The organism is Tenacibaculum aiptasiae (assembly GCF_008806755.1).
GTDB classification, from domain to species: Bacteria; Bacteroidota; Bacteroidia; order Flavobacteriales; family Flavobacteriaceae; genus Polaribacter; species Polaribacter aiptasiae.
In genome coordinates this window covers 81,247-105,548 of the sequence record NZ_WAAU01000030.1, presented here as the reverse complement: position 1 = coordinate 105,548, position 24,302 = coordinate 81,247, and the positions used below count along the sequence as shown (strand labels likewise).

Genomic DNA, 24,302 nt, shown 5'->3' with positions numbered 1-24,302 from the left:
TTAAATTTCTTGTAGTTTTTTGTTCATTAATTTAAACCATAAAGGAGGAAAGAGTGCTACTAGCATCATGCCAGGGTATCCTGTCGGCATTTGAGGACTTTCAGGTAATGATTTTAATATTTGATAATGTTTACTTCCGTTATAATGATGGTCTGAATGACGAGATAAATTAAATAACATAATCTTTCCAATTACATGGTCAGAATTCCATGAGTGTGTTCTTTTTACACGTTCATATCTACCCTTTTCATTTTTCTTTCTCAATAATCCGTAATGTTCAATATAGTTGACAGTTTCTAGTAATAAAATACCAAAAACAGCAGCAGCTAAAAAACTTAAAAGAACATTAAGATTGAAAAAAAAGAAAATGCTAAAGATTAAAATGATGTTACAAAATGTATAAACAAGCATTCTGTTTTGATGATGAAACCAATTTCTATTTAAGTTTTTCATTCGTTTGTTTTCTGCTTCCCAGGCTTGATAATAACTTTGGAAATGTGAGCGAATCCAAAAAGAATATAAAATTTCATTTTTTCTTGCGGTAGCAGCATCTTTAGGAGTGGCAACATTTAAATGATGCCCTGCATTATGATAAGGTAAAAAGTGAGTATTTAATGAAGTTAATAACAAAATCTCACCTAAAAATTCATCAAATCTATTATTTCTGTGACCTAATTCATGTCCAACATTTAAGCCAATAACTCCACACATAAGACCCATGGCAGAAATTTTGCCAATGTATTCTAATGTCGTTAATTCTGGTTCTTGAATTATATAAAAAAACCAAACTAAAAAGATTAATTGTATAGGGATGGTTAAATATAAAATGTAGGTATATAATCTATTTTCTTTCTCAATTTTTTCTTGCTCTTTTTCGAAGTTTTCTTTGTCTGGTTTAAATAGAAGTTCTAATAATGGTACAAAACCAAAAAAGGTAATCAAAGGTAATATGGTTAACCAACCGTTATTTGTAAAAGAAACGTATACGGTGATAGGGAGTATTAAAATTGATAAAAACTTAAGGGCTTTCATGGTTGAAATTTCCCTAAAGATACAAATTACAAACAAGCATCCCAAATAGGATTTGAGGGAGTTGGGGCAATTACTTTAATTAATTCTTTGCTTACAGGGTGAGTAAATTTAATTTTTCTTGCGTGAAGATGAATGCTTCCGTCTTTATTGCTTCTTTTAGCTCCGTATTTTAAATCTCCTTTTATAGTAGAGCCAATGTTAGATAATTGTACTCGAATTTGATGGTGACGACCAGTTTCCAAATCAATTTCTAGTAAAGAATAATTATCTAGTTTTTTTAAAACTTGATAATGTAAAATGGCTTTTTTACTTCCGTCGATTTCTTTAGAGTAAGCGGTAGATTTGTTGTTTTTAGGGTTTTTCTTTAAGAAATTAACTAGAGTGTCTGTTGTTTTTTTAGGTTGATTTTTAACAACAGCCCAATACGTTTTCTGTATTGTTTTCTCCCTAAGCATTTTGTTTAAACGTTCTAATGCTTTTGATGTTCTAGCATATATAACAATACCAGAAGTAGGTCTGTCGAGTCTATGAACAGTACCTAAAAAAACAGCTCCAGGTTTATTGTATTTTATTTTAATGTATTCTTTAACAACATCCGATAAGGGTTTGTCTCCAGTTTTATCTCCTTGAACAATATCTCCAGCACGTTTGTTTACTATAATAATGTGATTATCTTCATGTAAAACTTGCAGATTATTTTTGGTAGAATACATTTTCTGAAATTATAAGCAATAAATAAAAATGGTTTATTTAAAGTTTTCGGCTACATCCTGATTAACTCCGTCAATAAAATTAAGGAATTCATCTCTACCAAATCCAGTTGAAGAGGAAGTAACAAAAGACATAGGGAGTTCTTCCCAAAATTGAAGTAATTTCTTTTTGTAGGCAGTTATCTGTTTGTTTAATTTAGAGCTTCCTAATTTATCTGCTTTGGTGAAAACAATACAGAAAGGAATACGGTTTTTTCCTAAAAATTCCATGAACTCTAAATCTATTTTTTGAGGATCGTGTCGACTGTCAACTAAAACAAAAGTGCAAACTAATTGCTCTCTTTCTTTGAAGTAATTTTCAATAAAATATTGAAAAATAGTCCTTTTCTTTTTAGAAACTTGAGCATATCCATAACCAGGTAAATCCACTAAAAACCATTCATTATTAATTTTAAAATGATTTATAAGTTGTGTTTTTCCTGGTTTTCCAGAGGTTTTTGCTAAATCTTTTCGCTCCATTAACATATTGATTAACGAAGATTTACCAACGTTAGACCTACCGATAAAAGCATATTCCGGTATTCTGTCTTTCGGAGCCTTAGTAACATTACTGTTACTCATTACAAATTCAGCAGATTTTATTTTCATAAATATAGATTTAGCTTATTAAAAGCTATTATATATTTTGATTAGAAAGCCAAGCTTCTAATATTTTATTAAATTCATCAGGAGTCTCCATCATAGCAGCGTGCCCACATTTATCAATCCAAAATAAATCTGAATTTGGTAAAAGTCTGTGGAAATCTTCAGCAACTTCAGGAGGAGTAACAGAGTCCTGTTTACCCCAAATTAAACAAGTAGGCTGTTCCATGTTAGGTAAGTCTTTAGCCATATTGTGTCTTACAGCACTTTTAGCAATAGCTAATGTTCTAACAAGAGTATTTCGGTCGTTGATTACTTCATAAACTTGATCAAATAAATCATCAGTAGCTATAGCTGGATCGTAAAAAACTTCTTCTATTTTTCTGCGAACAAATTCCTTGTCGCCTCTTCTAGGATAGTTACTTCCCATAGAGTTTTCATATAAACCAGAACTACCAGTTAGAACTAATGACTTAATATCAGAACTATAGTGTTTTGTGTAGTATAAAGCAATATGTCCACCTAAAGAATTTCCTAAAAGTGTTACATCTTTAAGATTTTTGTATTCTATAAAATCATGTAAAAATTTAGCAAGATTTTTTACATTGGTTTTGAGTAGAGGTAAAGTGTATAAAGGTAATTCAGGGATGAATATTTTATATCCTTTTTGAGAAAGGTAGTTAAACGTTGAGTCAAAATTACTCAACGCTCCCATTAAACCGTGTAGTATAATGATAGGGTTTCCTTCTCCCGCTTCCGCGTATGTAAATTTACCTTCTTTCTTTAAAAATTCAGTCATTGTATCTAAGATTTGACTCAACCGCAAATGTAGTTCTTTTTTGGGATATTCTCATTTTTATTATTTCAGTATCAATTATAAAACTAAATGCTCTAATAATCAGTTTTTTAACAAAAAGGGTAAAACTTATCAACAAAGTGGTAAAAAGTGGTAAAAAGTGGTAATTATTTTTTATTTTTGGTGCAAACTATGGTTTCTGGGCGTGATAAATCTAATTGGGACATATGAGTGTAAGGTAGATGTTAAGGGAAGGTTGATGGTTTCGTCAGCTTTTAAAAAGCAGTTATCTTCTGTGTTACAAGAGGGTTTTGTGGTTAAGAGGTCTGTTTTTCAGTCTTGTTTGGAGTTGTATCCAATGCAAGAATGGAACATGGTGATGCAAAAGATTAATAAATTAAATCGTTTTGTAAAGAAGAATAATGATTTTATTAGAAGGTTTACTGCTGGTGTGAAGGTTGTAGAAATGGATGCTTCTGGTAGAGTTTTAATTCCAAAAGATTTATGTCAATTTGCGGGAATAGAGAAGCAGGTGGTGCTTTCATCTGCGGTTAATATTATTGAGATTTGGGATAAAGGTAAGTACGAAAAAGTTATTGATGAAGCTGTTGTTGATTTTGCTGATTTAGCAGAAGAGGTGATGGGAAATATAGATGTAGATGAATTATCATAATCCGGTTTTGTTGAAAGAAAGTGTTGATGCGCTTGATGTAAAAGAAGATGGAGTGTATGTTGATGTGACGTTTGGAGGTGGGGGTCACTCTAGGGAGATATTGAGTAGGTTAGGTGAGAACGGGAGGTTGTTTGCATTTGATCAAGATCCGGATGCGCAACGAAATAAAATAGATGATGAGCGTTTTGTTTTAATTGGAGAGAATTTTCGTTTTATTTCTAGGTTTTTGCGTTTTTACGGTGTGAGAAAAGTAGATGGTGTTTTGGCAGATTTAGGTGTTTCGTCTCATCAGTTTGATGAAGCAGAAAGAGGATTTTCTACACGATTTGATGCAGATTTGGATATGAGGATGGATCAGAAGTCTGAATTGTCTGCGAAAAAAATCATTAATAAATACGAGGAAGATAAATTAGCGGATGTGCTTTTCTTGTATGGAGAGTTGAGGAATGCTAGAGTGTTGGCTAAAACAATTGTAGAGGCTAGAGAAGAAGAGAGGATAGAGACTAGTTTTCAGTTGAGAGAGGTGTTGCGAGCTTTTTTACCAAAAGCAAAAGAGCATAAGATTTTGGCTCAGATATTTCAAGCGGTTAGGATTGAAGTGAATCAGGAGTTGGATGTGTTGAAGGAGTTTTTGGAGCAGATTCCAGGTTTGCTAAATGAAGAGGGTAGATTGAGTGTTATTTCATATCATTCTTTAGAAGATAGGTTGGTGAAGCGTTTTATAAGGACGGGGTTGTTTAGTGGAGAACCAGAGAAGGATTTTTATGGGAATATTAATGTGCCGCTGAAAAAAGTAGGTAAAATGATAGTGCCTACTCAAGAAGAGATAAAAGAGAATAATAGAGCAAGAAGTGCTAAGTTAAGGATTGCAACATTAAAATAATGTCGAAAGTTAAGGAAGGTATTTATGGTGTGCTGAAAGGACGGTTCTTGACGGATGAGAGTTCCTTTGATAATTGGCGAATATTAATATTTGTAGTGATTCTATTGTTAATAATGATATCTAGTTCGCATAGTATAGATGCTAAGGTGGTTCGAATAGCAGAATTGAATAAGCAAAAAAGAGAGTTGCGAGCGGAAGATATAGATACGAATACAAGGTTGATGCGGATGAAGTTAGAGAGTAGTATTCGTGATAAAGTAAAAGTAAATGGGTTGTCTCCAGCGAAGACACCTCCTCAAAAAATAAAAGTAACAACTAAAGTAGAATAGGATAAAAATGGTAGTAAAGAAAGGTATATTAAATAAGCTCTATGTGGTTGCGATTTTAATGACGCTTTTTTTTATTGTTATCCTGTTTAGAATCTTTAATCTTCAATATGTTGATGGTGCTAAGTATAAGAAGTTAGCGCTAGAAAAGACAGTAAAAAACGATACGATTTTTGCAAACAGGGGTAATGTGTATGCAGCGGATGGAAATCTTTTGGCAACTTCAATGTCGAGATATACTATTCGAATGGATGTGGTTACGGTAGATTCAGAGGTGTTTGAGAAAAATATTCGAGCTCTTGCAGAATCGTTGTCAGGATTGTTGGGTAAATCGGCGGATTATTATCAGGAAAAGCTACGAGAAGCTAAGAATAGAAAAAATCGCTATTTGTTAATTGCAAGAGATGTTGGGTATAATGATTATACGAAAATGAAAAGCTTCCCAATTTTTAAGCTGGGGGTTTATAGAGGTGGTTTTATAGCTGAGCAAAAAACGGTTCGTGTACATCCTATAGGTAAGATTGCAGAAAGAACAATAGGTTACGATAACCATAGAGGAGGTGCTGGTATTGAAGGGGCTTTTGCAGATTATATGCAGGGTGAGAATGGTTGGCGTTTAAAAAAGAAAATTGCAAAAGGGCAATGGAAGCCGGTAAATGATGTAAATGAAAAAGAGCCAGTAGATGGAAGTGATGTAATTACCACAATAGATGTAAATATTCAAGATATAACACATCATGCATTGCTTAAGCAGTTAGAGTATTTTGAGGCAGATCATGGATGTGCTGTGGTTATGGAGGTTGAAACAGGTGAGATAAAAGCAATTTCTAACTTAGGAAGAACATCGAAAGGTAGATATTACGAAAAAAGAAACTATGCTGTGTGGGAGAGTCATGAGCCAGGTTCAACATTCAAGTTAGCGAGTTTAATGGCGGTTCTTGAAGATAAGTTAGCGGATACATCTAATGTTGTGGATTGTGAAAAAGGAAAGATTTTTATAAATAATAGAAAGGTAGAGGATAGTAAAAGAGGAGGTTTTGGAAGGGTTTCTTTAGCGCGTGTATTTGAAGTGTCATCAAATGTTGGGATTGTAAAAACAATTCAAAAGCATTATGATAGAAATCCTAAGAAATTTATCAAGAAAATTAAGTCGTTTGGATTAGATCAAATGACGGGAGTTAAAATTTTAGGAGAAGGAAAACCGTATATTCCAAATCCGTCAGAAAAAAGATGGAGTCCAATATCATTAGAGTGGATGGCTTGGGGTTATGGAGTGTCTTTAACACCTTTGCAAACACTAGCTTTTTATAATGCGGTAGCAAATGATGGTAAAATGGTGAAACCGTTTTTTGTAAAAGAATTAAGAGTTGGAGGAAAGGTGGAAGAAAGATTTGAAACTGAGGTTGTAAAGGAGAGGATAGCGTCGCAAACAACTTTGAATAAGGTTAGAAAAGTGATGGAGAATGTGGTGAAAAAAGGGACTGCAAAAAATGTGTATTCTTCTAATTTTTCAATGGCAGGAAAAACAGGGACTGCAAAAAAATGGATTCCTAAGCATAAAGATAAAAACGGTAAAACGGTATATGGACATTATTCGAATAAGAAATATGTAGCGTCTTTTGCAGGTTTTTTTCCAGCAAAGAATCCTAAGTATTCATGTATAGTGGTTGTGCATAGTCCAAAAAAGGAAAAAGGGTATTATGGAGCTACAGTGGCTGCTCCAGTTTTTAAGGAGATTGCTCAAAAAATATATACAACAACACCTGTTAATAATCAAAGAGTGTCTGATCAAATGTCAAACTTGAATCTTGATAAGGAATATCAGGTGTATTATCAGAAATTAAGAAAATATAAAACAATCATGCCTAAGGTTGTGGGTATGAGTGGTATGGATGCTATAGCGTTACTTGAAAATATGGGGCTTAAAGTTAAGTTTTCTGGAATGGGTAAAGTAAAAGAGCAGTCGATACAAAAAGGAATAAAAGTGTCAAAAGGAAGAACAGTTTATTTAAAACTATCGTAGTTGAAGAGATTAAAAGACATATTATATAAAGTATCTGTAAATGCAGTGCATGGAAATACAGATGTGATGGTGAAGGATATTCAATTTGATAGTAGGCAAATTGAAAAAAATGATGTTTTTGTTGCTCAAAAAGGAGTGATGGTAGATGGGCATCAGTTTATAGATAAGGCATTAGGGTTGGGGGCAAATACGATTATTTGTGAAAAGCTTCCAGCTAATATGATGGAAGATGTTACCTATATAGAAGTGGTAGATTCTAGCGTTGCTTTGGCAGTAATGTCAGCTAATTTTTATGGTAATCCGAGTGGTGATTTGAAGTTGGTGGGAGTTACAGGTACTAACGGTAAAACAACCATTGCTACATTATTGTATAAGCTGTTTAAAAAAGCGGGTTATAAAGTAGGTTTGCTTTCAACTGTGAAAGTAATGGTTGATGAAGTTGAGTACGAGGCAACACATACAACTCCAAATTCATTAATGATTAACAAATACCTGTCATTAATGGTTGAAGAAGGGGTTGAGTACTGTTTTATGGAGGTTAGCTCGCATGGAGTGCATCAAAAGAGAACTGAAGGATTGAGTTTTGTAGGAGGTGTTTTTACAAATCTATCTCACGACCATTTAGATTATCATGAGACTTTTGCAGAATATAGAGATGTGAAAAAGTCGTTTTTTGACTCATTGCCAAAATCAGCATTCGCTTTGGTGAATATTGATGATAAAAACGGTCAAATAATGCTTCAGAATACAAAAGCAAATAAGAAATCATATGCTTTAAAAACATTAGGAGATTATAAAGTAAAAGTTTTAGAAAAACGTTTTTCTGGAACATTATTGTCTATAAATGGAATTGAAATCTGGACAAGATTGATAGGGGAATTTAATGCTTATAATCTAGCGGCGATTTTTGGTGTGGCAGATTTATTAGGTTTTGAAAAGTTTGAAACTTTAAGAATAGTGAGTGAGTTGGAGAGTGTAAGAGGGCGTTTTGAGTATACGGTATCTGAAGATAAAGTAACAGCTATAGTTGATTATGCGCATACACCAGATGCTTTGAAAAATGTATTGCAAACGATAAATGATATTCGAACAGGAAACGAAAAAGTATTCACAGTAGTAGGTTGCGGAGGAGATAGAGATAAAACCAAGCGTCCGAAAATGGCACTTATAGCATCACAATTAAGCGATCAAGCAATTTTTACATCAGATAATCCTAGGACAGAAGATGCGCAGGTAATTATTGATGAAATGGAAGAGGGAGTGTCGGCAGAAAACTATAAAAAAACATTATCAATTTTAGATAGAAGACAAGCTATAAAAACAGCATGTAAGTTAGCAGAAGCTGGAGATATAATATTGATTGCAGGAAAAGGGCATGAAAATTATCAAGAAATAAATGGAGTTAAACACCATTTTGATGATTTAGAAGAAGTGACTAATTGTTTTAATCAACTAAAAAACTAAAATAAATGCTGTATTATATATTTCAATATTTAGAAAGCGAATTTAACCTAACGGGGGCGAGTGTATTTCAATTCATTACGTTCCGTTCAGCAACAGCGTTTATTTTGTCATTATTAATTTCTACGATTTTTGGAAAAAAAATCATTAATTATTTAAGAAGACAACAGGTAGGTGAAACGGTTAGAGATTTAGGTTTAGAGGGGCAGGTACAAAAAGCAGGTACACCAACAATGGGAGGTGTTATTATCATTTTTGCAACATTAATACCGGTCTTGTTATTGGCAAGGTTAGAAAATATTTATATCATCATTTTATTAATCACAACGGTTTGGATGGGGTTAATAGGTTTTGCAGATGATTATATAAAGGTGTTTAAAAAAGATAAGGCTGGATTGAAAGGTAAGTTTAAAGTGCTAGGTCAAGTTGGGCTTGGGCTTATTGTAGGTTCAATGCTTTATTTTCACCAAGATGTAACAATAAAAGAGCAGTTACCGGCTTCAGAGCAAATAGTTCAGGTTGATGGTAAGAAGAAGGTTTTTGGAGAGGCGCATAAATCAACTAAAACTACGGTGCCATTTTTAAAAGACAATGAGTTAGATTATGCAAAAGCACTAAGTTTTCTAGGAGATGATTATAGGAAGTATGGGTGGATTGTATTCATATTTGTTGTTGTTTTTATCGTAACAGGAATTTCAAATGGCGCTAATTTAACAGATGGGATTGATGGTTTAGCAGCTGGAACATCTGCAATTATGGTGGTTACTTTGGCAATTTTTGCATGGGTATCTGGTAATATAATTTTTGCAGATTATTTAGATGTAATGTATATCCCTAAATCTGGAGAAATGGCAGTGTTTATACTTGCTTTTGCAGGGGCTTTAATAGGATTTTTATGGTATAACACGTATCCAGCTCAGGTATTTATGGGAGATACAGGAAGTTTAACCATTGGAGGGATTATAGCGGTAATAGCAATTGCAATTCGAAAAGAATTATTGTTGCCAATATTAGCAGGAGTTTTTGTGGTTGAAAATTTATCGGTAATGATTCAGGTTTCTTGGTTTAAGTATACAAAAAAGAAGTTTGGAGAAGGAAGGCGTGTTTTTAAAATGTCGCCTTTACATCACCATTATCAGAAGTCAAATTATCATGAAAGTAAAATTGTTACACGTTTTTGGATTGTAGGAATTTTATTAGCAGTGTTTACGATAGTAACTCTAAAACTGAGATAGTAATGGAAAGGTTGGTTGTTTTAGGAGGAGGAGAAAGCGGTGTAGGAACAGCTATTTTAGGAAAGCAAAAAGGCTTTGATGTTTTTGTTTCAGATAAAGGAAGCATAGCAGAAAGGTATAAAAAGGTTCTTTTACATAATGCTATAGATTTTGAGGAAAATCAGCATACGAAAAGTAAAATATTGAATGCTAATTTGGTAATGAAAAGCCCTGGTATACCAGAAAAAGTTGCCTTAGTGCAAAAATTGATGGTAGCAGGTGTAAAGGTTATTTCTGAAATAGAGTTTGCGTCTAAATATACAAATGCAACTATAGTAGGAATAACAGGATCAAATGGTAAAACAACTACAACGTTGTTAGCGCATCACTTGTTAAAACAAGGAGGACTAGATGTTGGTATAGGTGGAAATATAGGTGATAGTTTTGCAAAGCAAATAGCTGAGCAAGATTACAAAGAGTATGTGTTAGAATTGAGTAGTTTTCAGTTGGATGGGATTGAAGAGTTTAATTCACATATAGCAATTATAACAAACATATCACCAGATCATTTAGATAGGTATGATTATGATTTTGAAAAGTACATAGCGTCAAAGTTTCGCATTACAAAAAATCAAACAGAAAAAGATTTTTTGATTTATGACGCAGATGACAAAGCGATACAAAATTGGTTGAAAAATAATAAAGTAAAGGCAAAATTAGTTCCTTTTTCAATTGAAAAAGAATTAGAGTTTGGAGCCTTTTTAAGACAAGATAAGATAATAATGAAATTAAATACAGAAGAAGTACTAATGAATGTTTCTGAATTAGCATTAAAAGGAAAACATAATACTAAGAATGCAATGGCAGCATCAATGGCAGCTCGATTATTACAAGTTAGAAAAAATACAATAGCAGAGAGTTTATCTGATTTTGAAGGAGTAGAGCATCGTTTAGAAAATGTGCAAAAAATTAATGGAGTTCAGTATATAAACGATAGTAAAGCTACAAACGTAAATGCTGTTTATTATGCATTAGAATGTATGGAGGCTCCAACAGTGTGGATTGTAGGGGGGGTAGATAAAGGAAATGATTACACAGATTTAATGCCTTTGGTTAGAGAAAAGGTAAAAGCAATCGTATGTTTAGGGTTGGATAATCAAAAGATTATAGAAACATTTCAAAATGTTGTAGAGGTAATGGTTGAAACAGCAGGAGCTGAAGAGGCTGTTAAGGTGTCTCATAAAATAGCAAAAAAGGGTGATGCAGTTTTGTTGTCGCCAGCATGTGCAAGTTTTGATTTGTTTGATAGTTACGAGGATCGAGGGAATAAATTTAGAGAAGCGGTTAAAAATTTATAAAACTAAAACTGATTGATGAAAACCATCTTTCAACATATTAAAGGGGATAGAGCTATATGGGCAATTGTTGCTATGTTGGCTATATTCTCATTTATGCCAATTTATAGTGCAAGTACTAACTTAGTATACGTAGTAGGTAATGGTTCTACTTTAGGGCACTTAGTAAAGCATATCGTTTTATTAATTACAGGTTTTGCAATAATTTATGGCGTCCATAAAGTACCGTATAGATATTTTAGTGGAGGTTCTATTCTAATGCTTCCTGTAGTGGTGTTACTTCTGATAGTAACCTTGGCTCAGGGAACAATTATTGGAGGCGCTAATGCAAGTAGATGGATTCGAATTCCGTTTGTAGGTATTGGTTTTCAAACATCTACCTTGGCAGGTTTAGTTTTAATGGTATATGTGGCAAGGTATTTGGCTAAAAATAAAGAAAAAGTAATAGTATTTAAAGAAAGTTTAATAAAGCTATGGTTGCCTGTAGGTGTAGTTTTAGTGCTTGTGTTACCAGCAAACTTTTCAACAACAGCAATAGTTTTTACAATGATTTTGTTGTTAAGTTATATTGGAGGGTATCCATTAAAATTTATAGGCTACATACTAAGTATGGGGCTTTTTGCTTTGTTGTTTTTTATACTAGTAGCAAAGGCATTTCCAGATGCAATGCCAAATCGTGTTAATACTTGGCAAAGCAGGATAGAAAATTTTTCAAAATCTGATGGAAAAGAAGATTATCAGGTTGAAAAGGCGAAAATTGCCATAGCCACAGGAGGTGTGGTTGGAAGAGGTCCAGGAAAAAGCGTTCAGAAGAATTTCTTACCACAGTCATCATCAGATTTTATTTATGCTATAATTGTAGAAGAGTATGGTTTGGTTGGTGCTGTAATTGTAGTGTTTATATACTTTTTATTGTTGTTTAGAATTTTGATAACAGCAAAGAAGGCAACAACAATTTTTGCAACACTAATGGTAATAGGAGTAGGTGTTCCAATAGTTTTTCAAGCAATGATAAATATGGCTGTAGCTGTAAATATTTTACCAGTAACAGGTCAAACACTTCCATTGATAAGTAGTGGAGGAACCTCTATTTGGATGACATGTTTTGCTTTGGGAATGATATTGAGTGTGAGTGCTTCAAAGAATGAAACAGAAGAAACAATTTTAGATGATAATCCTTTAGATATTTTACATGAAACAATCGATTAACATCATAATAAGCGGAGGAGGAACTGGAGGTCATATATATCCAGCAATAGCTATAGCGAATGAAATAAAAGTTCGTTATCCAGGGGCTAATATTTTATTTGTGGGAGCAAAAGATAAAATGGAGATGGAAAAAGTACCGCAAGCAGGATATGATATAGAAGGATTGTGGATATCTGGAATTCAAAGAAAATTAACAGCTAAAAATTTATTGTTTCCATTTAAGTTGCTAAGTAGTTTGTGGAAAGCTCATAGAATTATTCGAAAGTTTAAGCCAGATGTTGCCATAGGAACGGGAGGTTTTGCAAGCGGACCAACATTAATGGTAGCTAACAAGAAAGGAATTCCAACACTAATACAAGAACAAAATTCGTATCCAGGGATAACAAATAAGTTGTTAAGTAAAAAAGCAGGGAAAATATGTGTGGCATATGAGAATTTAGAACGTTTTTTTCCTGAAGAAAAAATAATAAAAACAGGAAATCCAGTACGTCAAGATTTACTGTTTATACACACAAAGGATGAAGAGGGTAAGGAGTTTTTTGAGTTAGATTCAAAAAAGAAAACAATCTTAGTGTTAGGAGGAAGTTTAGGAGCAAGAAAAATAAATCAGTTAATAGAGGCTAATTTAGAGTTTTTTAAAGAGCAAAAAGTGCAATTGATTTGGCAATGTGGAAGGTTGTATTTTGAAGAATATCAAAAATATAATGAATTAGAGAATGTACAAGTACATCAATTTTTGAATAGAATGGATTTGGCTTATGCAGCGGCAGATTTTATTGTTTCAAGAGCAGGAGCAAGTTCAGTTTCAGAGTTGTGTATTGTAGGGAAACCAACAATATTTATACCTTCTCCTAATGTAGCAGAAGATCATCAAACTAAAAATGCAAAATCGATAGCAGATAAACATGGTGCAATTTTAGTAAAGGAAAAAGAGCTAGATACATTTCCAATAGTTTTAGAAACTTTACTAAAAGATGAAGGAAAGCAACAAAGCTTAAGTGAAAATATAAATGAGTTAGCATTGCCAAATGCAACAAGTGATATAGTTAACGAAATAGAAAAATTAATTATTTAGTGAATTTAAAAACGATACATAACGTTTATTTTATAGGTGTAGGAGGAATAGGAATGAGTGCTATTGCGCGTTATTTTTCTATGAACGGGAAAAAAGTATGTGGTTATGATAAAACACCAAGTCCATTAACTAAGAAATTAGAAGAGATTGGTGTTGAAATTCATTTTGAAGATTCAATTAAAAATATACCCCTTTCTTTTTTAGAGAAAGAAAAAACATTGGTTGTTTATACGCCAGCAATTCCAAAAGACCATGAGGAATTAAATTATTTTAAAAATAATGGATTTGTAATCTTAAAAAGAGCAGAAATTTTAGGAGAAATTACAAGAAATACCTTTTGTTTAGGAGTGGCAGGAACTCATGGAAAAACAACTACATCTTCTATTTTGGGACATATTATGCAGCCAGAAAAGGCAACTTCTTTTTTAGGAGGTATAGCAGAGAATTATAACTCAAACCTTATTTTAGGAGAGGATAAAGTTTCGGTGGTAGAAGCAGATGAGTTTGATAGATCGTTTTTAAAATTGTCTCCAAATATAGCTTGTGTAACCTCAATGGATGCGGATCATTTAGATATTTATGGAGAGAGTGAAGCGTTGCAACAGTCGTTTAGAGATTTTTCAAGCAAGGTGTCAGATACTCTAATAGTGGCTAAGGGAATTCCTTTGAAAGGACTTACGTATGGGGTAAATGAAGAAGCAGATTATAAAGCGTATAATGTTAAAGTAGCTGAAGGGAAATATGTTTTTGATGTGCAAACACCAACATCAGAAATAAAAAATATTGAATTTCATTTGCCAGGAAAGCATAATATGATGAATGCTTTAGCGGCTTTAGCAATGGCAGATGTTTATGGGGTGTCTTTAGAAAAAATAAAAGAACAGTTAAAGACATTTAAAGGAGTGCAGCGAAGGTTTTCATATAAAATAAAAACTGAAAATTTAGTTTTAATAGATGATTACGCACACCATCCAACAGAAATAAAAGCAGTGGAGCATTCGGTAAGAGAAATGTATCCAAAAGATAAAGTGTTGGCGGTTTTTCAACCACATTTATTCAGTAGAACAAAAGATTTTGCAGATGATTTTGCAGAAGCGCTTTCTAAATTTGATGAAGTGTTGTTGTTAGATATATATCCTGCCAGAGAACTGCCAATCGAAGGAGTAACATCGTCATGGTTATTAGATAAAATGAGTTTGAAAAGTAAAAAGCTTGTATCTAAAGAAAAACTGAGTGACGAAATATTGAAATCTGAGTCAAAAATTATAGCAATGTTAGGTGCTGGAGATATCGGATTATTGGTTGATGAAGTGAAAGAAAGTTTAGAAGAAAAATACACAAATCAAATATGAAAAAAGTAATAATATATTTATCTTTTTTCCTCTTGCTGATGTTTTTTGGCTTTTTGTATGGGTTTACTACAGGTAAAAATGGTAGTAAAAAGGTGAAAAATACAGTGGTTGAATTTGAAGCGGGAGACAATAACTTTTTGACGCACAGTATAGTTGATAAATTGTTAATACAAAATAAAGAATTTGTTAAAAACCAACCGAAAAGAGTGGTAGATTTACATTTTCTAGAAACTAATGTTTTGGCGAACCCGTATGTTGAAAAAGCAACCGTTTTTTTAACAGTAGATGGGGTGTTGAAAACTGTAATAAAACAGCGAAAACCAATAGCTCGAATTGTTGATAAAGGTAAGTCCTTTTATGTTGATAAGTTTGGTGTTAAAATACCAATGTCAACCAATTTTTCGGCTAGAGTACCGTTAGTTTCAGGGGTAAGGGAGTCTGAGGATATCAAAGAATTAATAGCGTTAATAAAGGCGATTGAAAGTAACGATTTTTTTTCAAAAGAAATCATTGCAATTCAAAAAAACGCTCAAAAAGAATATGTGTTTACTGTGCGTAGCGGTGATTATAAGATTCTTTTTGGAAAATTGAAAGATGTAGATATAAAGTTTAAAAAATTAATGGCTTTTTATAACAAAGCCTTAGTTGATAAAACGATAAAAAAGTATAAGATAATAAATGTAAAATACCACAACCAAGTTGTGTGCACAAAACAAAATCAAGATGGAAAACAATAAAATTGCAGTTGGTCTAGATATTGGTACTACCAAAATTGTTGCCATGATTGGTCGTAAAAACGAGTATGGTAAATTAGAGGTTTTAGGTATAGGTAAAGCCAAAAGTTTAGGTGTAAAACGAGGTGTGGTTAATAATATAACACAAACAATTCAATCAATACAACAAGCTGTTGATGAAGCACAGAGTGTTTCTGGTCAACAGATAGAGAATGTTGTAGTAGGTATTGCAGGGCAACATATTAGAAGTTTGCACCATAGTGATTACATAACTCGTGAAAAATCGGATGAAGTAATTGATCAAGGTGATATTGAAAACTTGGTTGAGCAAGTACATAAATTAGTAATGCTTCCTGGAGAAGAAATAATTCATGTATTACCTCAGGAATTCAAAGTAGATAGTCAACCAGAAATCAAGGAGCCTATAGGAATGTATGGAGGTAGACTAGAAGCAAATTTTCACGTTGTGGTAGGGCAAGTTTCTTCAATTAGAAATATTGGTCGTTGTGTAAAAAGTGCTGGGTTGAATTTGTCAGACATAACATTAGAGCCGTTAGCGTCAGCATCAGCAGTGTTAAGTCAAGAAGAAAAAGAAGCAGGAGTAGCTTTAATTGATATAGGTGGAGGAACAACTGATTTAGCAATATTTAAAGATGGGATTATTCGTCATACGGCAGTAATTCCTTTTGGAGGTAATGTTATAACCGAAGATATAAAAGAAGGTTGTTCAATTATTGAAAAACAAGCTGAGTTACTAAAAATAAAGTTTGGTTCAGCTTGGCCAGGAGAAAATAAAGAAACTGAGATTGTTTCAATTCCAGGTTTAAGAGGAAGAGAACCAAAAGAGATAACCCTTAAAAATTTATCTAAAATAATACATGCAAGAGTACAAGAAATTATAGAGCATGTGTATTTAGAAATAAAGAATTATGGGCACGAAACTCAAAAAGGAAAGTTAATTGCAGGAATAGTTTTAACAGGAGGTGGTTCTCAGTTAAAGCATTTACGACAATTAGTTGAATATATTACAGGAATGGATGTTCGTATTGGTTATCCAAATGAGCATTTAGCAGGAGATTCAGATGAAGTATTGTCAAGTCCGTCATATGCAACAGCCGTTGGTTTGTTAATGGAGGGCTTACAGAAAGAAGAATCTTGTGAAGTAGAGGAAATTGTTGAAGAACCAATTGAAGAAACAGAACCGGAGGCGATTGAAGAGAAAGAGGTTTTACAACAAGAGGTAGAGCAAAGAACAAAAGAAAAGTCTAAGTCGTTTTTTGAAAAATTTACTGAAAGATTCAAAGAGTTTTTAGATAACGCAGAATAGACAAGTTAAAATAAATAATAAAAATTACTCCTATTTATCCCCTAAAGAGGAGCGTAAAATGAATATGAATTAATAAAAGAAAAGTTATTATGAGCACAGAATTCAATAACATTTCATTCGACATGCCGAAAACACAATCGAATGCCATTAAAGTAATTGGTGTTGGTGGGGGAGGAAGTAATGCAGTAAACCACATGTATAGTAAACAAATTCACGGAGTAGATTTCGTAATTTGTAATACTGATGCACAAGCACTAGAGAATAGTCCAATTCCTAATAAAGTTCAGTTAGGAGCTCATTTAACTTCAGGGTTAGGTGCAGGGGCAAATCCTGAGGTTGGAGCACAAGCAGCAGCTGAGAGTATACAAGAAATTCAGCAAATGTTAAGTACACATACTAAGATGGTTTTTATAACTGCTGGTATGGGAGGTGGTACTGGAACTGGAGCGGCTCCTATTATTGCTAAAATAGCAAAGGATATGGATATTTTAACGGTAGGAATCGTTACAATGCCATTTCAGTTTGAAGGAAGAATGCGCTCAAAACAAGCTCAAAAAGGAATTGATGAATTGCGTGAAAATGTTGATTCATTAATTGTAATTAATAACAATAAATTACGTGAGGTTTACGGTAATTTAGGTTTCAAAGCAGGTTTTTCTAAAGCTGATGAAGTTTTAGCAACGGCAGCAAAAGGTATTGCAGAGGTAATTACGCATCACTATAAACAAAATATCGATTTACATGATGCTAAAACAGTATTGTCAAATAGTGGTACCGCAATTATGGGATCGGCAAAAGAAGCAGGAGCTAATCGTGCTAAAAATGCAATTGTAAAAGCTTTAGATTCACCATTATTAAACGACAATAAAATTACTGGTGCTAAGAATGTATTGTTGTTAATAGTTTCTGGAGCAAATGAAGTAACTTTAGATGAGATAGGAGAAATTAACGATTATATTCAAACTGAAGCAGGTTATGATGCTAATATCATTATGGGTATTGGAGAAGACGAAGCTTTAGAAGATGGTATAGCAGTTACTATTGTAGCTACTGGTTTTACGGCAGATCAGCAAGGAACAATAACAAACACTGAGGTAAAGAAAATTGTTCATACTTTAGAAGATGAGCAAAAAGCAACTTATAGTTTTGGAGAAAAGAAAATAGAAACAGCTCCTAGCATAGATGAGCCTTTAACTGTTAAGCCTAAAAATGAAAAGGTAGTACATGTTTTAGAGGAAGAGGAAGAAAAAACACCAAAGTTTAACTTAATTCCTACAACCGATGTAATTAAAAATATCGATGTAGTGTATGATGAAATTGCTTTGGAATCAGTTTCTGAGGATGATTTTATCATTACGAATATAACAGAGCAAAAAGTTGAGAAGAAAGAGGTAAAGCCACAACCAATTCAACAAGATTTATTATTCGATTTGCCTTTAAATTCGTATGAAGAAGTTACGCCTAACACTCGTTTAGTTGAAACTACAAAAGAAATCGAAAACATTGATGTAGTTGCTGAGAATGTGAAACCACAAACACATCAAGTAGAGAAACGTTATGTTTTAGATGATTTTGATGTACAACCAACAATAGGAAAAAGCTCAACCCCTATTATAAAAGAAGAAGTAGAAGAGGAGTTACAATTTGAAGTTACGAGTAAAGTTCAGGAAAAAGTTAATGAAATAGAAACAACAAGTGAAGAGGTTTCTCCATTGAGTTTAACAATTTCTGAATTACAAAAGAGAGCACAGGAGAGACGTGAGAAGATGAAAGGCTTTAACTATAAGTTCAATGATCAGGTTAGTAAAAATATCGATGATATTGAAAAACAGCCTGCATACAAAAGATTGGGCGTAGATATTGATTCTGGTTCAGATATCAGTAAGTCAGATACAGCATTGAATACTGACAACAACGATTTATCACGTACCAATAATTCATTTTTACACGATAACGTAGATTAATTAAATAATAAAATATATTTTTAAATTCCCGATTTTTTCGGGAATTTTTTAATACTAAAAATAATAACTATGAGTTTGCAAAAACAAGTAATGGATAAAATGAAAGAAGCTATGAAATCTAAAGATACAGTAGCTTTAACAGCTTTAAGAGCATTAAAATCTGCTTTTATGTTAGCTAAAACTGAATCAGGAGCTGGTGATCTTTCAGAAGCTGAAGAATTAAAAATTATACAAAAACAAGTAAAGCAACGAAAAGATAGTGCTGCTGTTTTTTCAGAGCAAGGTAGAGAGGATTTAGCTGAACCAGAATTAGCTGAAGCAGCAGTATTAGAACAGTTTTTACCTGAAGCACTTTCGGAAGAAGAGATAGAGAAAGTTGTAAAAGAAACCATAGAAAAAGTCGGAGCTGAAGGAATGAAAGATATGGGTAAAGTAATGGGAATTGTTTCAAAACAATTAGCTGGACAAGCTGATGGAAAAATAATTTCTACCATAGTCCGTAAAAATTTAGGATAACTAAATGGGCCCAGTAGTTCAACTGGATAGAATATCAGATTTCGGCTCTGACGGTTAGAGGTTCGAATCCTCTCTGGGTCACAAAATAAAAAGCAGTAGAAGTTGTTCTACTGCTTTTTTTAGGGAAAAAGAAAAAGGGGTGCACTCTCTTTTGAGTGAGCAATAAAAGTATAAAACAAGTATTTTAAATTATGTAACATTTGTTACATAAGAGGATTTTATTTTAGTGTTATGAAATATTTTTCAGTCATAAAGTATACCGGAGTTTTAATAAGTTTTTTAGGAGTAGGAATAAATATTTTTGAAAGAATCTATGTTACTGTTTTTAATAAGCCAATTTTTGTACACTTCTATTTAGTAAAGAAGAAACTTCCGAAGAAAAAGAAAGATTTTTTAGTAGAAAATGTGTCTTTTTATGCTAGACTTAATAATAAGGAAAAAGAATATTTTGAGCATAGGTTAGTGCATTTTTTTAGAAAGTATGATTTTATAGAAAGAGGAGATATAGAGTTAACACCAGAGATTAAAGTTTTGATAGCTTCTTCTTATGTAAAATTGACTTTTGGTATGAGAAGATATATAACCACAACTTTCGATAAGATTATAATTTATCCTAAAAGTTTTTATTCACTATCAACAAAACAATACCATAAGGGAGAATTCAACCCTCGATTTAAAACAATAGCTTTTTCATGGGAAGATTTTTTATTGGGAGAAATTATTGTAAATGATAATTTAAACTTAGGAATTCATGAATTTACACATGCATTAACTTTTCATGGAAGTAAATCGAAAGATGTAAGTGCAAAAATATTTTATAAGGTATTTGTAGAAATAGTGAGCTTTATGAATGATAAGAGTAATATAGAACAGATAAAAAAATCTAATTACTTTAGAGATTATGCTTTTACAAATAAATTAGAATTTGTGTCGGTAATTATGGAGCATTTCTTCGAAACACCAGAAGATTTACAAAAGAAATTTCCGGTGTTGTATAAGAAAATTGAAGTAATGTTGAATTATAAATCTAACAAATTATAATTCTAATACTTTTATTTGATTACGATGTAATTCTATTTTTTCTTGCTTTTCAAGAGCTTTTAATAAACGCGAAATAACAACTCTTGAAGTATGTAAATCATTGGCTATTTGTTGATGTGTGGCTGAAATAACAACATTATTAGTAACCATTGCTTTATCTTTTAGATACTTATACAGGCGATCATGCATGTTTAAAAAAGCAATAGAGTCAACAGCTTCAATAAACTCATTAAGTCGAGAATGATAACTCTGTAATATATATTCTTGCCAACTTTTGTATTTACTAAGCCATTCAGACATTTTATTTTTAGGTATCATTAGTAGTTTAATGTCCGTTTCAGCTACAGCTTTAATTTTACTTTTTGTTTCTCCCATACAGCAAGAAAGCGTCATAGCACATGTATCACCTTTTTCTATATAGTATAGCACAAGTTCATCACCGTCTTTATCTTCTCTTAATATCTTAATAGCACCGCTAATTATTAAGGGAATAGAAACCATATAGCTATCAACATCAATAATAATAGTATTGGCTTCAAACTCTTTGTAAACGGCTAAATTTGAGATTTCATTAATTAATTCATCTTCAAATATGTATCCGTAATGTTTTTTTAAATCTAGTATCAATTTTGTCTTTGTTTTCAAGGGATAATTTACAAAGAAATAAAATAAAACGATATGATTTTAATCAGTTTTTCTAAGGGATTTATTTCTGAAATTTGATATAGAAATAAATAATAAAATCATATAAAAATGAAAAAAAGAACGCCAGTATCAGTAATTATGAGTAAAAATGTAATTACATTGAGTAGTACAGATGATTTATTACGTGCAGAAGAATTATTTAAAAGAGAACGTATAAGGCATATTCCAGTAGTAAGTGGCTCGGAAATAAAAGGAATGTTAAGTTATACTGATTTGTTAAGAATTAGTTTTGCAGATGCAATAAATGATGATGAGACAGATGTTGATACAGTGGTATATAACATGTTTACTATTGATCAAGTAATGGCTAAAAACTTAGTAACGGTTAGCTCATCAACAACAATTAAAGAAGTAGCAGAAATTTTATCTAAAAAAGAATTTCATGCTTTACCAGTGGTTGATGAAGGTAAATTGGTAGGTATTGTTACTACTACGGACTTGATTTACTATTTGTTAGAGCAATTTTAAAAGTAAGGAATATCCTTACTTATATTACGGTTTTTTTTGCTTGAGCTTATTTATTATAATCTATTTTTGAGAAAATAAAATACTTTATTATGTTAAAAAATTTATCAAACTTAGGTTCAGTTTTAAATAAATCAGAACAGAAATCTATCAAAGGTGGTTGGATTTATGTTATGTGTTTAACATGTGATCCTCTTCCTGATGGTTATGTTTGTATGAACAAACCTTTTTGTGGAGATCAAACTTAAGAACAGATAAAATCTACTATTTATTTAAGGTTTTAGTAGGGAAAATTAAAGGCAATTTTAGTTAATAAAATTGCCTTTATATATTTTAAAGAGTTTATTTAACTTAATTAATAATATCTTTTAAATTTGAAATTGTTTCAGTAGGGTTATCACTTTTAAAAACAAAACTACCTGCAACTAAAACATCAGCTCCAGCTTCAATAAGTTTATTTGCATTTTGATCACTCACGCCTCCGTCAATTTCAATTTTACATTTAGAACTTGTAAACTCTATTAAGTGTTTTAATTGAGAAACTTTTTTGTAAGTATTTTCTATAAAAGATTGCCCACCAAAACCAGGATTAACACTCATAATACACACCAAGTCTAAATCTTCAATGATATCTTCTAAAACAGCTATAGGAGTATGTGGATTTAAAGCAACTCCAGCTTTCATTCCTGCAGCTTTAATTGCTTGTATTGTTCTGTGTAAATGTGTACAAGCTTCGTAGTGTACTGTTAAAATATCTGCTCCTAATTCTGCAAAAGTATTAATGTACCTATCAGGATCTACAATCATTAAGTGTACATCAATAGTTTTATTTGCGTGCTTAGATATTGCTTTTAAAACAGGCATTCCAAAAGAAATATTAGGAACAAATACTCCGTCCATAATATCAATATGAAACCAATCGGCTTTACTATTGTTAACCATTTCTACATCTCGTTGTAGATTTCCAAAATCAGCTGCTAAAATTGAAGGAGCTACTAGTTTTTCCATTATATGTTGTTGTGTTGTTGTGAGTGGCAAATATAGTTAAAACTATAAAGTGAATAAAAAAGAAAACTCTCGAGTAATCGAGAGTTTTTTATCATATAAAAATATAGTTATATAACTATAGCTGTTAGTTTTTAACCTAAGTAAGTCATTAAGATTTTGCTTCGAGATGTATGCTTTAATCTACGAATGGCTTTTTCTTTAATTTGTCTTACACGCTCACGAGTTAAATCGAAAGTTTCACCAATTTCTTCTAAAGTCATTGGTTGGTGCTCACCTAAACCAAAGTATAACTTAACAACATCAGCCTCACGAGGAGTTAATGTTTCTAAGGCACGGTTAATTTCAATACGTAAAGATTCGTGTAATAAAGTTCTATCTGGATTTGGAGATTCACCTGAGTTTAATACATCATATAAGTTAGAATCTTCACCTTCAATTAATGGAGCATCCATAGATACGTGACGTCCAGAGTTTTTCATAGACTCTTTTACGTCGTTAACAGTCATGTCTAATTTCTTAGCAATCTCTTCAGGACTTGGAGGTCTTTCATTTTCTTGCTCTAAGAAAGCATACATTTTATTGATTTTATTAATAGAACCAATTTTATTTAAAGGTAAACGTACAATACGAGATTGTTCAGCTAAAGCTTGTAATATAGATTGACGAATCCACCAAACAGCATATGAGATAAATTTAAAACCACGAGTTTCATCGAAGCGCTTAGCAGCTTTAATTAAACCTAAATTACCTTCATTAATTAAATCAGGTAAAGTTAATCCTTGGTTTTGGTATTGTTTTGCTACAGAAACTACAAAACGTAAGTTAGCTTTAGTTAATTTTTCTAAGGCTCTTTGGTCACCAGCTTTGATTCTTTGTGCTAATTCAACTTCTTCATCGGCAGTAATTAAATCTACCTTTCCTATTTCCTGTAAATATTTATCTAAAGATGCGGTTTCTCTATTGGTAACCTGTTTTGTAATCTTAAGTTGTCTCATGTAATTACGAAATATTTTAATTATCTATTGGCTTACATATTCTTATACGTAAGATGTTATATGAATGTTACAAAAAGGGAGAATTTTTTTTATAAAATTTTCCAATCTGTTAAAGAATTGTTAATTTCGAACTTTGAAGAGAAAAATAAAAGTGACTTCTTCTAAAATAAAGTGTCTAAATAGCAAGTCTAATTATAACCATAAGGAAATCAAACTTAGCCCTTGAAAAGTCTTGATGCTACAAAATTTAGTGATGAAGAGCTGGTTGCTAAAATAGTGGAGAAAAATGATACTCATTTGTTCGCTGTTTTGTACGACCGCTATGCTGCTGTTGTATATAACAAGTGCTATGGTTTTTCTAAGAGCAAAGAAGAAGCTCAAGACTTAACCCACGATGTTTTTATACGCCTATTTGTAAAACTAAGAACTTTCAAAGGAAGATCTAAGTTTTCTACATGGCTATATTCCTTTACTTATAATTTCTGTGTAAATTACGTGCAAAGAAATAAGGAAAAGAAAAAGGAAAGAGTAACAGTAGTAACAGACCAAATTAAAGAAGAAACAAACGAAGATGAAATAGATGATGCTGATTTATTTGAGTTAAAATCTGATAAATTAGCTAAAGCACTCGAAATGATATCTCCTTCGGAGAAAATGATTTTATTAATGAAGTATCAAGATGATATGTCTATTAAAGAAATCTCAGTATTATTAGAGTTGGGGGATAGCGCAGTAAAAATGCGTTTAAAAAGAGCCAAAGAAAAAGTAGTAAAAGCGTATAACAAATTGTAATAAT

At 32.2% G+C, this 24,302-nt stretch carries 24 protein-coding genes and 1 tRNA gene; 18 read left to right on the top strand and 7 right to left on the bottom strand.

Going from position 1 to position 24,302, the window contains the following annotated elements; translation table 11 throughout:
- From F7018_RS15540 to F7018_RS15525, 4 genes are read right to left on the bottom strand one after another with little or no spacing between them, the layout of a single operon-like run.
- Positions 1-1,032 (bottom strand): alkane 1-monooxygenase, encoded by a 1,032-nt coding sequence (locus F7018_RS15540; protein ID WP_150901019.1) that lies wholly within the window; start codon positions 1,030-1,032, stop codon positions 1-3.
- A 26-nt stretch (positions 1,033-1,058) separates the two neighbouring features.
- The gene (locus F7018_RS15535; protein WP_150901018.1) at positions 1,059-1,745 is read right to left on the bottom strand and encodes an RluA family pseudouridine synthase; all 687 of its coding nucleotides are present in this window, start codon (positions 1,743-1,745) and stop codon (positions 1,059-1,061) included.
- Positions 1,746-1,778: 33 nt separating this feature from the next.
- Positions 1,779-2,390 carry a ribosome biogenesis GTP-binding protein YihA/YsxC gene (yihA, locus tag F7018_RS15530; protein ID WP_150901017.1) on the bottom strand — a complete coding sequence of 204 codons (612 nt, stop codon included), beginning with the start codon at positions 2,388-2,390 and terminating at the stop codon, positions 1,779-1,781.
- Between the two features lie 28 nt (positions 2,391-2,418).
- Positions 2,419-3,183 (bottom strand): alpha/beta fold hydrolase, encoded by a 765-nt coding sequence (locus tag F7018_RS15525; protein WP_150901016.1) that lies wholly within the window; start codon positions 3,181-3,183, stop codon positions 2,419-2,421.
- 202 nt (positions 3,184-3,385) lie between these two features.
- Between F7018_RS15525 and mraZ the strand changes: the two genes are divergently transcribed.
- From mraZ to F7018_RS15445, 16 genes are all read left to right on the top strand, one after another.
- Positions 3,386-3,853: a division/cell wall cluster transcriptional repressor MraZ gene (gene mraZ, locus F7018_RS15520; RefSeq protein ID WP_150901015.1), complete on the top strand. Its 468-nt coding sequence runs from the start codon at positions 3,386-3,388 to the stop codon at positions 3,851-3,853.
- On the top strand, positions 3,840-4,736 hold the full coding sequence (rsmH, locus tag F7018_RS15515) for a 16S rRNA (cytosine(1402)-N(4))-methyltransferase RsmH (protein ID WP_150901014.1): 897 nt from the start codon (positions 3,840-3,842) through the stop codon (positions 4,734-4,736). Before mraZ ends, rsmH begins: the two co-directional genes overlap by 14 nt.
- Positions 4,736-5,065 carry an FtsL-like putative cell division protein gene (locus F7018_RS15510; protein ID WP_150901013.1) on the top strand — a complete coding sequence of 110 codons (330 nt, stop codon included), beginning with the start codon at positions 4,736-4,738 and terminating at the stop codon, positions 5,063-5,065. Before rsmH ends, F7018_RS15510 begins: the two co-directional genes overlap by 1 nt.
- A gap of 7 nt (positions 5,066-5,072) precedes the next feature.
- Positions 5,073-7,085, top strand: a complete 2,013-nt coding sequence (locus tag F7018_RS15505) for a penicillin-binding protein (RefSeq protein ID WP_246175218.1) — start codon at positions 5,073-5,075, stop codon at positions 7,083-7,085.
- Positions 7,086-8,549: a UDP-N-acetylmuramoyl-L-alanyl-D-glutamate--2,6-diaminopimelate ligase gene (locus F7018_RS15500; protein WP_150901012.1), complete on the top strand. Its 1,464-nt coding sequence runs from the start codon at positions 7,086-7,088 to the stop codon at positions 8,547-8,549.
- Positions 8,550-8,554: 5 nt separating this feature from the next.
- Positions 8,555-9,781, top strand: coding sequence for a phospho-N-acetylmuramoyl-pentapeptide-transferase (mraY, locus tag F7018_RS15495; protein WP_150901011.1), 1,227 nt, complete (start codon positions 8,555-8,557; stop codon positions 9,779-9,781).
- A gap of 2 nt (positions 9,782-9,783) precedes the next feature.
- Positions 9,784-11,118 carry a UDP-N-acetylmuramoyl-L-alanine--D-glutamate ligase gene (gene murD, locus F7018_RS15490; RefSeq protein ID WP_150901010.1) on the top strand — a complete coding sequence of 445 codons (1,335 nt, stop codon included), beginning with the start codon at positions 9,784-9,786 and terminating at the stop codon, positions 11,116-11,118.
- 15 nt (positions 11,119-11,133) lie between these two features.
- Positions 11,134-12,324 (top strand): FtsW/RodA/SpoVE family cell cycle protein, encoded by a 1,191-nt coding sequence (locus F7018_RS15485; RefSeq protein ID WP_150901009.1) that lies wholly within the window; start codon positions 11,134-11,136, stop codon positions 12,322-12,324.
- Positions 12,308-13,399 carry an undecaprenyldiphospho-muramoylpentapeptide beta-N-acetylglucosaminyltransferase gene (gene murG, locus F7018_RS15480; RefSeq protein ID WP_150901008.1) on the top strand — a complete coding sequence of 364 codons (1,092 nt, stop codon included), beginning with the start codon at positions 12,308-12,310 and terminating at the stop codon, positions 13,397-13,399. The genes F7018_RS15485 and murG overlap by 17 nt, the downstream gene beginning before the upstream one ends.
- Positions 13,399-14,751 carry a UDP-N-acetylmuramate--L-alanine ligase gene (gene murC, locus F7018_RS15475; RefSeq protein WP_150901007.1) on the top strand — a complete coding sequence of 451 codons (1,353 nt, stop codon included), beginning with the start codon at positions 13,399-13,401 and terminating at the stop codon, positions 14,749-14,751. The genes murG and murC overlap by 1 nt, the downstream gene beginning before the upstream one ends.
- Positions 14,748-15,488, top strand: a complete 741-nt coding sequence (locus F7018_RS15470) for a cell division protein FtsQ/DivIB (RefSeq protein ID WP_150901006.1) — start codon at positions 14,748-14,750, stop codon at positions 15,486-15,488. The genes murC and F7018_RS15470 overlap by 4 nt, the downstream gene beginning before the upstream one ends.
- The gene (gene ftsA, locus F7018_RS15465) at positions 15,475-16,812 is read left to right on the top strand and encodes a cell division protein FtsA (protein ID WP_150901005.1); all 1,338 of its coding nucleotides are present in this window, start codon (positions 15,475-15,477) and stop codon (positions 16,810-16,812) included. The genes F7018_RS15470 and ftsA overlap by 14 nt, the downstream gene beginning before the upstream one ends.
- Positions 16,813-16,901: 89 nt before the next feature.
- Positions 16,902-18,776: a cell division protein FtsZ gene (ftsZ, locus tag F7018_RS15460; RefSeq protein WP_150901004.1), complete on the top strand. Its 1,875-nt coding sequence runs from the start codon at positions 16,902-16,904 to the stop codon at positions 18,774-18,776.
- 69 nt (positions 18,777-18,845) lie between these two features.
- Entirely contained in the window at positions 18,846-19,292 is a 447-nt protein-coding gene (locus tag F7018_RS15455; RefSeq protein ID WP_150901003.1) for a GatB/YqeY domain-containing protein, read from the top strand.
- A 7-nt stretch (positions 19,293-19,299) separates the two neighbouring features.
- Positions 19,300-19,373, top strand: a tRNA-Arg gene (locus F7018_RS15450).
- Between the two features lie 150 nt (positions 19,374-19,523).
- The gene (locus F7018_RS15445; RefSeq protein WP_150901002.1) at positions 19,524-20,333 is read left to right on the top strand and encodes a zinc-dependent peptidase; all 810 of its coding nucleotides are present in this window, start codon (positions 19,524-19,526) and stop codon (positions 20,331-20,333) included.
- Here F7018_RS15445 and F7018_RS15440 read toward each other — a convergent pair.
- Positions 20,328-20,960, bottom strand: coding sequence for a Crp/Fnr family transcriptional regulator (locus F7018_RS15440; protein ID WP_150901001.1), 633 nt, complete (start codon positions 20,958-20,960; stop codon positions 20,328-20,330). The two genes, F7018_RS15445 and F7018_RS15440, sit on opposite strands and share 6 nt — an antisense overlap.
- Positions 20,961-21,086: 126 nt before the next feature.
- On the opposite strand from F7018_RS15440, the gene F7018_RS15435 reads away from it, so the two are divergent.
- Complete coding sequence (locus F7018_RS15435) at positions 21,087-21,506, top strand: CBS domain-containing protein (protein ID WP_150901000.1); 420 nt, start codon at positions 21,087-21,089, stop codon at positions 21,504-21,506.
- A 348-nt stretch (positions 21,507-21,854) separates the two neighbouring features.
- Here the strand turns inward: F7018_RS15435 and rpe are convergent, their stop codons facing one another.
- Positions 21,855-22,511, bottom strand: a complete 657-nt coding sequence (rpe, locus tag F7018_RS15430) for a ribulose-phosphate 3-epimerase (RefSeq protein ID WP_150900999.1) — start codon at positions 22,509-22,511, stop codon at positions 21,855-21,857.
- 131 nt (positions 22,512-22,642) lie between these two features.
- Positions 22,643-23,506 (bottom strand): sigma-70 family RNA polymerase sigma factor, encoded by an 864-nt coding sequence (locus F7018_RS15425; RefSeq protein ID WP_058884193.1) that lies wholly within the window; start codon positions 23,504-23,506, stop codon positions 22,643-22,645.
- 222 nt (positions 23,507-23,728) lie between these two features.
- Between F7018_RS15425 and F7018_RS15420 the strand changes: the two genes are divergently transcribed.
- Positions 23,729-24,298, top strand: coding sequence for an RNA polymerase sigma factor (locus tag F7018_RS15420; RefSeq protein ID WP_150900998.1), 570 nt, complete (start codon positions 23,729-23,731; stop codon positions 24,296-24,298).
- Positions 24,299-24,302 lie beyond the last annotated feature (4 nt).

What these genes read in the sequence shown, in the direction of transcription:
- ftsZ (WP_150901004.1), top strand. Translation starts at nt 16,902, where the DNA reads ATGAGCACAGAATTCAATAACATTTCATTCGACATGCCGAAAACACAA.
- rpe (WP_150900999.1), bottom strand. Translation starts at nt 22,511, where the DNA reads ATGGAAAAACTAGTAGCTCCTTCAATTTTAGCAGCTGATTTTGGAAAT.
- F7018_RS15525 (WP_150901016.1), bottom strand. Translation starts at nt 3,183, where the DNA reads ATGACTGAATTTTTAAAGAAAGAAGGTAAATTTACATACGCGGAAGCG.
- mraY (WP_150901011.1), top strand. Translation starts at nt 8,555, where the DNA reads ATGCTGTATTATATATTTCAATATTTAGAAAGCGAATTTAACCTAACG.
- yihA (WP_150901017.1), bottom strand. Translation starts at nt 2,390, where the DNA reads ATGAAAATAAAATCTGCTGAATTTGTAATGAGTAACAGTAATGTTACT.
- F7018_RS15510 (WP_150901013.1), top strand. Translation starts at nt 4,736, where the DNA reads ATGTCGAAAGTTAAGGAAGGTATTTATGGTGTGCTGAAAGGACGGTTC.
- murG (WP_150901008.1), top strand. Translation starts at nt 12,308, where the DNA reads ATGAAACAATCGATTAACATCATAATAAGCGGAGGAGGAACTGGAGGT.
- ftsA (WP_150901005.1), top strand. Translation starts at nt 15,475, where the DNA reads ATGGAAAACAATAAAATTGCAGTTGGTCTAGATATTGGTACTACCAAA.
- F7018_RS15435 (WP_150901000.1), top strand. Translation starts at nt 21,087, where the DNA reads ATGAAAAAAAGAACGCCAGTATCAGTAATTATGAGTAAAAATGTAATT.
- F7018_RS15470 (WP_150901006.1), top strand. Translation starts at nt 14,748, where the DNA reads ATGAAAAAAGTAATAATATATTTATCTTTTTTCCTCTTGCTGATGTTT.
- rsmH (WP_150901014.1), top strand. Translation starts at nt 3,840, where the DNA reads ATGAATTATCATAATCCGGTTTTGTTGAAAGAAAGTGTTGATGCGCTT.
- F7018_RS15425 (WP_058884193.1), bottom strand. Translation starts at nt 23,506, where the DNA reads ATGAGACAACTTAAGATTACAAAACAGGTTACCAATAGAGAAACCGCA.
- F7018_RS15455 (WP_150901003.1), top strand. Translation starts at nt 18,846, where the DNA reads ATGAGTTTGCAAAAACAAGTAATGGATAAAATGAAAGAAGCTATGAAA.
- F7018_RS15535 (WP_150901018.1), bottom strand. Translation starts at nt 1,745, where the DNA reads ATGTATTCTACCAAAAATAATCTGCAAGTTTTACATGAAGATAATCAC.
- murD (WP_150901010.1), top strand. Translation starts at nt 9,784, where the DNA reads ATGGAAAGGTTGGTTGTTTTAGGAGGAGGAGAAAGCGGTGTAGGAACA.
- F7018_RS15445 (WP_150901002.1), top strand. Translation starts at nt 19,524, where the DNA reads ATGAAATATTTTTCAGTCATAAAGTATACCGGAGTTTTAATAAGTTTT.
- F7018_RS15485 (WP_150901009.1), top strand. Translation starts at nt 11,134, where the DNA reads ATGAAAACCATCTTTCAACATATTAAAGGGGATAGAGCTATATGGGCA.
- F7018_RS15540 (WP_150901019.1), bottom strand. Translation starts at nt 1,032, where the DNA reads ATGAAAGCCCTTAAGTTTTTATCAATTTTAATACTCCCTATCACCGTA.
- F7018_RS15505 (WP_246175218.1), top strand. Translation starts at nt 5,073, where the DNA reads ATGGTAGTAAAGAAAGGTATATTAAATAAGCTCTATGTGGTTGCGATT.